Annotated in this window: 9 protein-coding genes; 4 read left to right on the top strand and 5 right to left on the bottom strand. The window is 62.0% G+C overall.

Annotation, left to right across the window (positions count from 1 at the left end):
- Positions 1-116 precede the first annotated feature (116 nt).
- Together PG899_RS01930 and trxC are read right to left on the bottom strand one after the other, a co-directional pair.
- The gene (locus PG899_RS01930) at positions 117-1,505 is read right to left on the bottom strand and encodes an SLC13 family permease (protein WP_190284229.1); all 1,389 of its coding nucleotides are present in this window, start codon (positions 1,503-1,505) and stop codon (positions 117-119) included.
- 165 nt (positions 1,506-1,670) lie between these two features.
- Complete coding sequence (trxC, locus tag PG899_RS01925) at positions 1,671-2,099, bottom strand: thioredoxin TrxC (RefSeq protein ID WP_270696886.1); 429 nt, start codon at positions 2,097-2,099, stop codon at positions 1,671-1,673.
- 154 nt (positions 2,100-2,253) lie between these two features.
- On the opposite strand from trxC, the gene PG899_RS01920 reads away from it, so the two are divergent.
- From PG899_RS01920 to PG899_RS01905, 4 genes are all read left to right on the top strand, one after another.
- Positions 2,254-5,055, top strand: coding sequence for a hybrid sensor histidine kinase/response regulator (locus tag PG899_RS01920; RefSeq protein WP_190284231.1), 2,802 nt, complete (start codon positions 2,254-2,256; stop codon positions 5,053-5,055).
- Between the two features lie 141 nt (positions 5,056-5,196).
- Complete coding sequence (locus tag PG899_RS01915; protein WP_190284232.1) at positions 5,197-6,933, top strand: ABC transporter transmembrane domain-containing protein; 1,737 nt, start codon at positions 5,197-5,199, stop codon at positions 6,931-6,933.
- A gap of 225 nt (positions 6,934-7,158) precedes the next feature.
- Positions 7,159-8,910, top strand: a complete 1,752-nt coding sequence (locus tag PG899_RS01910) for an ABC transporter transmembrane domain-containing protein (protein WP_190284233.1) — start codon at positions 7,159-7,161, stop codon at positions 8,908-8,910.
- 150 nt (positions 8,911-9,060) lie between these two features.
- Positions 9,061-9,534, top strand: coding sequence for a DUF4442 domain-containing protein (locus tag PG899_RS01905; RefSeq protein ID WP_005300417.1), 474 nt, complete (start codon positions 9,061-9,063; stop codon positions 9,532-9,534).
- Positions 9,535-9,572: 38 nt separating this feature from the next.
- Here the strand turns inward: PG899_RS01905 and ybcJ are convergent, their stop codons facing one another.
- The 3 genes from ybcJ to PG899_RS01890 all read right to left on the bottom strand — a co-directional run bounded on the left by ybcJ (position 9,573) and on the right by PG899_RS01890 (position 12,181).
- The gene (gene ybcJ / locus PG899_RS01900; protein WP_005324920.1) at positions 9,573-9,806 is read right to left on the bottom strand and encodes a ribosome-associated protein YbcJ; all 234 of its coding nucleotides are present in this window, start codon (positions 9,804-9,806) and stop codon (positions 9,573-9,575) included.
- A gap of 189 nt (positions 9,807-9,995) precedes the next feature.
- Positions 9,996-10,400, bottom strand: a complete 405-nt coding sequence (locus tag PG899_RS01895; protein WP_190284234.1) for a MaoC family dehydratase — start codon at positions 10,398-10,400, stop codon at positions 9,996-9,998.
- On the bottom strand, positions 10,397-12,181 hold the full coding sequence (locus tag PG899_RS01890) for a class I poly(R)-hydroxyalkanoic acid synthase (RefSeq protein WP_190284235.1): 1,785 nt from the start codon (positions 12,179-12,181) through the stop codon (positions 10,397-10,399). The genes PG899_RS01895 and PG899_RS01890 overlap by 4 nt, the downstream gene beginning before the upstream one ends.
- Positions 12,182-12,258: the final 77 nt, after the last annotated feature.

Genomic DNA, 12,258 nt, shown 5'->3' with positions numbered 1-12,258 from the left:
GCAAGCTGTGGCTGTTCACAGGTGGTGAACGGGTGAGAAGGGGGGGCTGTCTGGCCGAGACTGCATACAGAAGAGGCAATAAAAAGGCCCCGTCAGGGGCCTTGGTACTAGGCATATCAGTGCAGTATGTCACCCATGAAGTAGGCGAGCAGGGTCAGAATGACGGTGAAGACCAGGTTCAGCACCAGGCCGGCCCGCATCATCTCACGCTGTTTGATATGGCCGCTGGCGAACACGATGGCGTTGGGCGGGGTGGCCACCGGCAGCATGAAGGCGCAGGAGGCGCCGACGGCGATCAGCACAGAGACGACGATGGGCGATACACCCAGCGCCTGGGCAACCCCGGCAAACAGCGGCACCAGCAGGGCGGCGGTGGCGGTGTTGGAGACTAGCTCGGTCAGGAACACCACGAACGCGGCCAGACAGAGCAGGATGATGAAGATCGGCATGGTGGCCAGACCGTTGGAGAGGTGCTCCGCCAGGAAGGCGTTGGCCCCGGTCTGTTTGAGGATGGCGCTTAAGGTAAGGCCGCCACCAAACAGCATCAGCACGCCCCAGTCGGTGTTCTGGTTGATGTCATCCCAGCTGGCCACCCGGCTGATGGCAATGGCCACGATGGCGCCCATGGCGATCAGGGTATCGAACTGGGGAATGCCTCCCAGTGCCTTGGCAATGGGCTGGGAGCCGATCCACAGCAGTACTGTGGTCAGGAAGATGAGCAGGGTGATCTTGCGTTGACCGGTCCACTGGATGGTGACCTGCTCGGTGCTGACCTGATGGGAGAGATTGGGACGAGTCACCATATAAAGCAGGCCGATGCCCACTGGCATGAAGATGAGTACCACCGGGATGCCGAACTTCATCCAGTCGGTGAAACCCAGCCCCATCTGGGCGGCGGCGATGGCGTTGGGCGGGCTGCCGACCAGGGTGCCGATGCCGCCGATGCTGGCGCTGTAGGCAACCCCAAGCAGGACGAAGACCAGGGTACGGCGCTCCTTGTGGGCGTCGAGACCTTTCAGCATGCCGAGGGCCAGCGGCATCATCATGGCGGCGGTGGCGGTGTTGCTGATCCACATGGAGAGGGCAGCCGTGATGGTGAAGAGCACGATGGCGGCCCAGCCGAGGTGGCCTCTGGCAAGCTGCATCACCTTGGCGGCGATCTGGGTATCCAGCCCCTGTTTGGAGAGTGCGGCAGCCAGTGCAAAGCCGCCGAAGAACAGAAACAGCACCGGGTTGGCGAAGTCCGTCAGCGACGTGCTCATGTCAAAGACCCCGAGCAGGGTGGCAAGTACCGGGATGGAGAGGGCCGTGATGGTGATGTTGACTGCTTCAGTCAGCCACAGGATGGCGATGAAGACCAGGATCCCCAGCCCCTTGTTGACGTTGGGGTCAAAGGGGAGCCAGGCCAGCATGGCACAGAGCAGCAACACGTCCAGGATGACGATCCCGGATTTGATGTCCAGCCAGCGTGATGGGGTAGTGGAGGGTACTGCAGATGTGTGCATATTGTTCTCTCGGTTAATTTATGGTTGTTGTTGTGTTGCCGAGATTACATTCATCCCCCCGTTTGAAACAGGGGGAACTGGTCAAAGCATGCCGGGACTCACAGAGTCAAGGTAAATGAAAACATTAAATAAACACAAATTAAACATATCGGTATCATTTGTGGCCTAGATGAAGCTGTGCAACCACTCCTTGAACATGCTGGGAGGAAGGGAGCCACTGCGCTGTGCCACCATCTTGCCCTGCTTGAAGACCATCAGGGTGGGAATGCTGCGAATGGCGTAACGGGCCGCAATGGTGGCTTGTTGCTCGGTATCGACCTTGACGAAGCGGAGTCTTGGTTCAAGTTCACTGGCAACTTGTTGAAAAACAGGTGAAAATTGAAGGCATGGCCCGCACCAGCTGGCCCAGAAGTCGACCACGACCGGGATGTCTGACTGGATCAGGGTATCGAACTGCTGCTCCTGGCCGTTGACCGGGGTGGTGGCGAACAGCCCGCTCTTGCAGCGGCCACGTTTCGCGTTTGAATCCACTTTATCTTCAGGCAGGCGGTTCCTGGTGAAGCAATGGCTACAATAGGTAGTGATAAATGACATAATTGATTCCTGTATGCATAAGCCCTGCAACATCTTATTGCACTGACAGGGCAGAGTAACGGTAACATAGTAGTCAGTTATCTTTCACAGCCAGTTATCCTGTGTCGACATGATGTCGGTGGATGCGTGGCCATGACATGAGAATCGAGACGGGATGAATAATGTGACACGGGTCAATCGTGTTGTGCTTAGCCTGATCATCGTATCGCTGCTGGGGTTTTCCGGCTATTGCTGGCAGCTGCTCAGCCAGCAGCAGAAGGCCTCCGAGCTCAGCGTTGCCGCAGAGTTGATCCTCAACCGGGTCAATACCGACACCGTCTATCTGCTTGGCCGCGAGAAGGCCAACGACGGCAACGTACAGCAACGTCTCAACCAGTTGTCGAGCAACCTCGACAGCTTCGTGCGTCAGGTGCGCAACGATCCCGATTCTGCCGACAATCCCCACTCCCAATCCCTGTTGCACGACATCGATAGCTATTTGCTCGACTTGGCCAAGCTTTATTCCATGGAGATGGCGATCGAGTACATAGAGCAGCCGTTTCAAAAGCAGCTGAACGGCTTGCTGGCCACCTTGCCGGCAGATTCTCAGCTTGCCATCGACCTGACCGAGCTGGCCCAGCTCAGTCACTACCTCAAGCGCAGCTGGGACAAGGGCGAGCAGCTGCGGCTGCAGGCCCTGCAGCGCCGCCTCAAGACGGCCTATCCCGACAATCCCGAAGTGGCGGGGCTAACCCAGCTGAGCGAGGATGTCAGCCATCAGGTGGTGGAGTACCACGTGCTGCGCAACCAGGTGATCGACATGCACGAGCTGGAGGGGCTGTCACTCTGGAAGCAGAGCAAGATGGAGCAGGCCTCCTCCCTCAAGAGCCGCTTCTATCTGATGGTATTGGGGGGGGCCATGCTCTGTTTCGGGCTGGTGGCGGTGACCCTGTGGCGGCGCAACCAGAAGCTGAGCGAGTTGTCGCGCCAGACCGGCTTGCTGGCCCAGGCCAAGAGCGATTTTCTGGCCAATATGAGCCACGAGATCCGTACCCCCATGAACGCCATCATCGGGTTCAGCTCGCTGGCACTGCAGACCGAGCTGGATCAGCAGCAGCGGGATTATCTCAGCAAGATCAAATCCTCGTCGGATACCCTGCTGCTGCTCATCAACGACATTCTGGATCTGACCAAGGTGGAGTCCGGCAAGCTGACCCTGGAGGAGATCGACTTCGATCTGAGCGAGCAGATCGACTCGCTGGCTGGCATGTTTGCCGACCTGGCCGAGCGCAAGCAGGTCGAGGTCATCATCAACAAGTCGCCGGCCGTGCCGGATTTTCTGCGCGGCGATCCGCTGCGCCTCGGCCAGGTGCTGGTCAATCTGGTCAACAACGCCATCAAGTTTACCGAGCGGGGCGAGGTGGAGGTAGCCATCACCCTGGTCAACCAGCACCCCATGCAGGTGCGTTTCAGCGTGCGTGACACCGGCATCGGCATCGCCGAGGAGAAACAGGCCCAGCTGTTCCAGCCCTTCACCCAGCTGGAGGCAGGCAATACCCGCAAATACGGCGGTTCCGGGCTGGGTCTGAACATCTCCCAGCGTCTGGTCGAACTGATGGGGGGCCGGATCACTGTACAGAGCAAGCCGGGAACGGGCTCGGTCTTCCAGTTCGAGATCCCCATGACCAAGGCTGTCTATGGTGTCTCCGGGCGGCGGGTCTTCTTCGAACATCAGCCGCTGGTGCTGGTGATGGATGACAACGAGCTGGTGCTGGATCTGGCTAAGGATATCCTGGGTCGGGCCGGTGCCAGGGTGATGGCGGTCAACAGCCTCTCCCGGGCTCGTCAGGTGCTGCGGGAAGAGGGACAGAATATCCGGCTGGCCATTCTGGACTGGCGTATGGGGCAGGAAGACGGGCTGGATCTGGCGCTCGAGATGTATCAGCACAGCCAGTGGCGCCGTCTGCCGATCCTGATGACCAGTGCCTGGGCCAAGGAGGGACTGCATGGGCGGATGGAGAGCATGGGATTGACCCACTTTCTGCCCAAGCCGATGACCGAAAATGCCCTGCTGGCCAAGGTGGACGAGTTGCTCAACGGCAGCTCCCACGATCAGCAGTTCCGTCAGGCCGAGGCGCAGGGGGATCAGCAGCATTTTCGCGAGCTGCTGCAAGGCATCCGGGTACTGCTGGCCGAGGACAACCGGGTCAACCAGCAGCTCATCATCGAATACCTGCGCCGGGTCGATGCCCTGGTGACCGTGGTGGGCAACGGTCGGGAGGCGGTCGAGCGAGTGGCCGAGCAGCCCTTCGACGTGATCCTGATGGACTTGCAGATGCCGGTGCTGGACGGGCTGGATGCCACCCGCCAGATCCGCAAGATGGTCGACAAGCACGATGTCCCCATCATCGCCCTGACCGCCAGCGCCATGCCGGGGGACAGGGAACGTTGCCTCGGGGTCGGCATGAACGGCTATGTCACCAAGCCGGTCAGCAAGCTCGATCTCTACAACAACCTGCTGCAGTGGGTGAAGAGCGCCAGCGGCGAGCGGCGGGTGCCGCTCGAGGTGAAACCGCCCGACCTGATGGGAGTGCTGGATCTGGAGGATGCCCTTAGGCGGCTGGAGCAGGACAAGGAGGCGCTGCAGATCCTGTTCAAGCTGTTCATGTCGGAGCACAAGGACGACCTGTGGGAGATCCGCTCCGCCCTGCGTCGTCAGCAGCCCGACATCGCCTGCCGGTTGCTGCATACCCTCAAGGGGGTTTCCGCCAATATTTCCGCCTCCCGCCTGCAGATCATGGCCGGTGAGCTGGAGTGGCGGTTGCGCCAGCAGGAGGAGCTGACCGAGCAGGATCTGGAGCAGCTGCAACAGGTGTTCAGTCTGACCCGGGAGGAGGTGTCCCACTTCCTGCTCACCGGGGAGCAGCATGAAACACCGTACGCCGGCTTCGGACAGCGTGATGATCGCTTGTTGTAACAGGTGAAATAGCAATAATTCTCAAGCCGCTTGCTTCAGGCTATCATGACCCCCTCGTATCGCCCCCAGCCGGGGGCGATTGCATTGAGCTTCCCCGTGATGGGCGCCGGCCCTGGGCCGGTCGCGACAAAGGATATCTACGTGAGCGTATTTGCAAGGCTGGGCTGGTTCTTCAAGGAGCAGTGGCGGCGTTACCTGATCGCCATCTCCCTGTTGATGATGGTAGCCCTGTTGACCGTGATCCCGCCCAAGGTGGTGGGCTGGGTGGTGGATGGCATCGCCAAAGGGTCCCTTGATAGTGCAACCATGACGGGCTATCTGGCCGGGTTGTTCGGTCTCGGTCTGCTGATCTATCTGCTGCGCTACGTGTGGCGGGTCATGCTGTTTGGCGCCTCCTACCGGCTTGCCTATGTGCTGCGCAACCGGCTGTTCAGCCACTTCACCCGCATGAGCCCGGACTTCTATCAGCGCCACCGTACCGGCGATCTGATGGCCCACGCCACCAACGACATCCAGGCGGTGGAGATGACCGCCGGGGAAGGGGTGCTGACCCTGGTGGACTCCATCATCGTCGGGGTGCTGGTGCTCTCCATCATGTGCAGCCAGTACTCCTGGCAGTTGACCCTGCTCTCCCTGTTGCCGTTGCCGGTGATGGCATTCTTCATGAACCGCTTCGGTACCCAGATCTACAAGGAGTTCAAGGCGGCGCAGGGGGCCTTCTCGCGGCTCAACAACAAGACCCAGGAGGCGCTCTCCGGCGTGCGGGTGCTCAAGTCCTATGCGGTGGAATCGCTCGAAGATCGCGGCTTTGCCGAGCTGACCCGGGAGGCGGGCGCCTGCAACATGGCGGTGGCCCGCATCGATGCCAAGTTCGATCCCGTCATCTACCTCTGCATCGGTTGCTCCTACTTTCTGGCGGTGGCCGGCGGCAGCGCCCTGGTGCTGCAGGGCGAGCTGACCCTGGGGGAGCTCACCAGCTTCACCATGTACCTCGGCCAGCTGATCTGGCCCATGTTCGCCATCGCCTGGTTGTTCAACATCATCGAGCGTGGCAGCGCCGCCTATTCGCGGATTGAAAGCCTGCTCGGCGAGCGCAGCGACATCGAAGAGCCGGCCCAGCCGGTGGCGCTGACCTCGGCCTTTCCGCTGCGCGCCGTGGCGCTCAACTACCAGCTCGAGCAGCGCACCCTGCTGCGCAATGTGGATTTCACCCTGCAAGCCGGCGGCATGTTGGGTATCGTCGGGCGCACCGGCGCGGGCAAGAGTTCTCTGCTCAAGCTGTTGATGCGACTGGCCAACCCCACCGCGGGGGAGATCCGCATGGGGGAGGCGCCCATCTCGCAACTGGCGCTGGGTGAGCTGCGCGGCCAGTTTGCCTATGTGCCGCAGGAGCCGTTTCTCTTCTCCACCACCATTGCCGCCAACATCGCCCTCGGCCGCCCCGATGCCAGCCGGGAGGAGATTGAGCGGGTGGCGCGCATCGCCTGCGTGCACGACGACATCAGCCGTTTCCCCAAAGGCTACGAGACCGAAGTGGGGGAGAAGGGGGTGACCCTCTCCGGTGGTCAGAAACAGCGGCTCGCCATCGCCCGAGCCCTGCTGCTGGAGGCACCCATCCTGGTGCTCGACGATGCTCTCTCGGCGGTGGATGCCCATACAGAACAGCAGATCCTGCACGCCCTCAAGGCCCACAAGCGTACCCTGATCCTGGTCAGCCACCGGATGACGGCGGTGGAGCAGGCCGACGAGATTTTGGTGCTGGAAGAGGGCCATATCAGTGAGCGGGGTCGCCACGGCGCCCTGATGGCCCACAACGGCTGGTACGCGGACATGGTGCGTTACCAGCGTCTCGAGCAAGACGTGGAGGAGAGCCTGTGAGCTCACTCATCAAGAGCGCCTTCACTCGGTGTGGCGCTGAGCCCGAGTGCTGGTATGCCGCCGGCCTGGGGCCTCATCATCAGCGGCTGAAACAAGACGTGGAGGAGAGCCTGTGAGCCCACTCATCAAGAGCGCCTTCACTCGGTGTGGAGCTGAACCTGAGTGCTGGTATGCCGGCCTGGGGCCTCATCATCAGCGGCTGAAACAAGACGTGGAGGAGCGCCTGTGAACCCGACCATCAAACGACTGCTCGGGTACTGCGCCCGTTATCCGCGCTGGCTCATTCAGGCGGGGATCTGCCTGCTGCTGGCCACCGGCGCCGAAGTGGCCGGTCCCTTGCTCATCAAGCTGTTCATCGATGACTACCTGACGCCGCGCCAGCTGGTGTGGCCCGCCATCGCGGCCATCGCCGCCGGCTATCTCGGCTTGCAGGTATTGTCTGCGGCCGGTTTTTACCTGCAGTCCCTGCGCTTCAACCGCATCGCCCAGGCGGTGGTGCAGCGGCTGCGCGAGCAGGTGTTTGCCACCGCCATCCGGCTGCCGGCCCGCTACTTTGACCAGCATCGCTCCGGCTCGCTCATCTCCCGCATCACCAACGACACCGAGGCGATCATGAACCTCTATGTGCAGGTGATTGGGCTGCTGGTGCAGAAGGTGGTGCTCTTGTGCGGCATCCTCATCTCCATGGCGCTGCTGGATCTGCGGCTGATGCTGGTTTGCGCCTGTCTGTTGCCGGCGGTGGGCGGGGTGATGTGGCTCTATCAGAAACTGAGCGTGCCCGTGGTGCGGGCGACCCGCAGCCTGCTCTCCGACATCAACAGCCGTCTCAACGAGTCGCTGCAGGGGATGCCGGTCATTCAGGCCATGGTGCAGGAGCGCCATTTCGCCAACGCCTTTGCCGAGGTGAACCAGCAGCACTGGGCGGCGCGCCTCAAGAGCCTCAAGATCAACGGCATCCTGCTGCGCCCGCTCATCGATCTCTTCTACATGATGGTGCTGATCGGCCTGTTGGCGCTGTTTGCCCGCGAGGGGCTGAGTGCGGAGGGCGCCATCCAGGTGGGGGTGCTCTACGCCTTCATCAGCTATCTGGGGCGGATGATCGAGCCGCTCATCGAGATGACCAACCAGCTCAACCAGTTGCAGCAGGCCATGGTGGCCGGGGAGCGGGTCTTTGCCCTGCTCGATGAAACCCGCGAGAGCACCGAGGGCGAGATGCGCCCGCTCAAGGGGCAGGTGAGCTTCGAGCGGGTGAGCTTCTCCTACGATGGCGAGCAGCAGGTGCTGCGTGACGTGAGCTTTACCACCAAACCGGGTCAGATGCTGGCGCTGGTGGGTCATACCGGCAGCGGCAAGTCCACCATCATCAGCCTGCTGATGGGCTTCTACCCGCTGGATCAGGGCACCATCCGCTTCGATGATCAGCCGATGGCGAGCCTGTCGCTCTCGGCGGTGCGACGCAGCATCGGGCTGGTCCAGCAGGATCCCTTTATCTTCGTCGGCACCCTGGCGGAAAACCTGCGTCTTGGCCGCGACGGCATCGACGAGGCGCGCCTCTGGCAGGCGCTGACCGAAGTACAGTTGGCCGAGTTCGTGCTAAGTCTGCCGGATGGGCTGGGCACCCTGATGGAGGAGGGGGGCAAGAACCTCTCCGCCGGCCAGCGCCAACTGCTCTCCTTTGCCCGCGCCCTGGTGGGCGATCCGCGCATCCTCATTCTGGACGAGGCGACTGCCAGCGTGGACTCCCAGACCGAGCTGGCCCTCTCTTCGGCGCTGGCGGCGGCACGGCGCGGCCGTACCACCATCGCCATCGCCCACCGCCTCTCGACCATCGTCGACGCGGACGAGATCCTGCTGCTCTCGCGCGGTCAGGTGAACGAGCGGGGTAGCCATGGCGAGCTGATGGCGCTGGGTGGCCATTATGCCCAGTTGTTCGAGATGCAGAGCCAGGGAGCCTGGCTGGAAGAGAGGCGGGCCTGATCGAATACCACAGGAACGAGCAGAGGGAACCCGTGGGGTTCCCTCTTTTTTGATGAGGGGAAATGACGGCAAGCGTGATCCGCGTCCTTGTCGAACGCTAGCCATGCTGGCAACATGTTGTTTACATCAACTCATCGGATCAGTTTGCATATGGATTTGCAACGTTTGAAGGCCAACCTGGCGCTCCGGCTCTTTGCCTGGCGCTATATCCCTGTCATCGGATTTTGTGCCCCTGTCATCGAAGAGATGAGCGCCAAGGCGTTGCGCATTCGCATTCCGCTCGGTTGGCGCACCCGCAACCACCTGGGCAGCATGTACTTCGGCGCGCTGGCGACCGGCGCCGATCTGGTGGGCGGTCTGCTGGTGATGGAGAAGGGGCGGCAGCGGCGCAAGAAGGTGCACTTCGCCTTCAAGGATGTGCAGGGGGAGTTTTTGAAACGGCCCGAGGGGGATGTGCAGTTTGACTGCGCGGCCGGGGAGGAGATCGACGCCATGATCGACGAGTCGCTGGCCAGCGGTCAGCGCATCAACCGCCCCATCCAGGTGGTGGCCACCTGTCCGTCGCTGAACGGGGATGAGGCGATGGCGCGCTTCGTGCTGACCCTGTCGATCAAGGCCAGCTGAATACCAAAGGGCGCGTCGGCGCCCTTATTCAAGCGAGGTCAGAGGATCTCGGGGCTGATGCCTTCTTTCACGACCACTTTCATGCCGTTGAAGTTGACTACTTGCTCGGCGACTATCTTGCAGCGTTTGCGGGTCTCGACCTGACCATCCACCTCTACCAGCCCTTCGGCGACCAGCGCCTTGGCCGCACCGCCACAATCGGCCCAACCCTGATGTTTGATAAGGTCGCACAAGGCAACGAAGGGGTGGCCTTCGAGCAGAAACGTCTCCATGGGAAATCCTCTAGTGGATGAATGGCTGAAACAGCAGGGCGGTTATTCTAGGCAGTTCGGGTCGTCAAGGAAAGGGCAAGGGCACCTCTATGCAGGCAATTGTGGCTTGCAAGACCATTTTGGGGGCGCGCACCATAGCAGTCAGCCCGGCTGTAGCCGGGCTGACTGAGATCATGGAGCAAACTGCTTTCAGCCGAACTTCACCACGGCTTCACCGCTGACGGCGATGGTGCCGGTGGCCGTCAGGATACGGGTGGCCAGGGTGATGATGGGCTTGTCGCTGCGCAGGGCGATGATCTCCACCTCTGCCGTCACCTCATCTCCCACAAACACCGGTTGCTTGAAGGCGAGGCTCTGACCGAGGTAGACGGTGCCTTTGCCCGGCAGTTGCTGGCCCAGCAGCCCCGAGAAGAGGCTGGCCAGCAGCATGCCGTGCACGATGGGGCGCTCGAACGGCGTGGTGGCGGCGAAGGCGGGATCCAGGTGCAGCGGATTGAAATCCTCCGACAGTCCGGCAAACGCCTCGACCTCTGCCGCACCGAACCGCTTGATCAGGCTGGCCTTTTGGCCCACTTCGAAGGGAAGCGTGCTCATGCTGGCTCCTCCTCGGGGGTCTGGGCAAAGACCGGGTTGAGCCGGACCTTGACGTAGCTGCCGGGCGCCGCTTCCAGCCCTTCGCTCGGGATGCGGGCAGGGAGGGGGGCGGGATCCTCTTCCCGGCTCTGGATGAAGGCTGCCATCTGCGGCCACCAGGAGCCTGGGGTGTGGCTTGCGCCGGCGAGCCACGCCTCGGGGCTGGCGGCCTCGGTGTCGTTCTGCCAGAAGCCGTACTTGTTGGCGTCCGGTGGATTGACGATGCCGGCGATGTGGCCCGATTCAGCCAGGATGAAGCGCTGCTCGCCACCGAACAGCTTCATGCCTTGCCATGTCCCTTGCCAGAGGGCGATGTGATCGTCCATGGCTGAGACCAGCAGCACCGGGGTCTTCACCTTGCCGAGATCGATGCGGGTGTGGCGGATCTTGAGTTCCCCCTTCACCAGCTGGTTCTCCAGATAGAGCCGGCGCAGCAGGCTGCTGTGGGTCTTGCCTGCCACGTTGGTGCTGTCGCTGTTCCAGTGCAGCAGATCGAACGCCACCGGGCTCTGCCCCTTGAGGTAGCTGTCGATGTAGTAATTCCAGTAGAGGCTGTTTTCCCGCAGCAGGCTGAAGGAGACCGCCAGCTGGCGCCCGTCCATGATGCCCTTGGCTTCGTTCTGGGCTTCCAGCGCCGCAATGATGGGTTCGTGGATGAAGATGCCAAGTTCCCCCGGTTGGGAGAAGTCGAGCAGGGTGGTGAACAGGGTGGCGGAGCGAACCCGCTGCTTCTGGCGCCTAGCGGCCAGCCAGCCCATGGCCAGGGAGAGAGCGGTACCGCCGATGCAGTAGCCGATGCCGTGCACTTCCCGCTCGCCGGTGGCCGCCTCTACGCCATCCAGTGCGGCGATGACGCCATCCACCACGTAGTCGTCGAGATCGATGTCGGCCTGGGCCGGACCCGGGTTGCGCCAGGAGATCATGAACACCGTCTGGCCCTGGGCGACCAGCCAGGCCACCAGGGAGTTCTGGGGCCGCATGTCCAGGATGTAGTACTTGTTGATGAAGGGCGGCACGATCAGTACCGGCGTCCTGGCCACCGTTTCCGTGGTCGGGCTGTACTGAATGAGCTCATACAGCTCGGTGCGCTGCACTACCCGGCCCGGCGTCAGCGCCAGATCCCGGCCGAGCTCGAAGGCGGACTCATCGGTCAGCCGGATGTTGAGCTGATCGGCGCTGCGCTCGAGATCTTCGGCCAGCAGCGCCAGCCCGCGCACCAGATTCTGACCGTCGGACTCCAGGGTCAGCTTGAGCAGCTCCGGGTTGGTGGCCAGAAAGTTGCTTGGCGCCATGGCGTTGATGTACTGGCGGGTAAAGAAACGCAGCCGCTCCCGGCTCTTCTGGGGCACCCCCTCGAGGGCATCCACCGAAGCCAGCAGGTGCTTGGCGGTAAGCAGATAAGATTGCTTGAGGTAGTCATAGATGGGCTGCTCGCTCCAGGCGTCGGCCTTGAAGCGGCGATCGCTGCGCTCGGGAGTGATGAGCGGTTCGCTCTGCTGGCCTGCGCTTTTGAGCAGGGTGTGCTGCATCAGCTTGAGCTGATCCTGCCACCAGTTCATCTGGGCATTGATCAGTTGCCAGGGCTGCTGGCTACCCTGTTCCAGCACCTGACCGAGATCGTCGAGATTGGTCTGCAGCAGGGCTTGGGCCGTGCGCTCGGTCTGCGCCTTGGCCATGTCCAGCAGCTTGTCGTTGTAGTGGGCCAGGGCCTCGAACAGCGGGCCGTAAGATGATTGGCTCATGTTCTCTCCTTCACCCATCCCCGGCGCAGGGCGAGCCTGTCGTGACGGAGCATGGGGAGATGTGGCTGCCCGCAGCG

This window comes from Aeromonas sp. QDB39, assembly GCF_027707585.1.
GTDB lineage: Bacteria > Pseudomonadota > Gammaproteobacteria > Enterobacterales > Aeromonadaceae > Aeromonas > Aeromonas hydrophila.
This window is presented reverse-complemented; position numbering and strand designations above follow the sequence as displayed.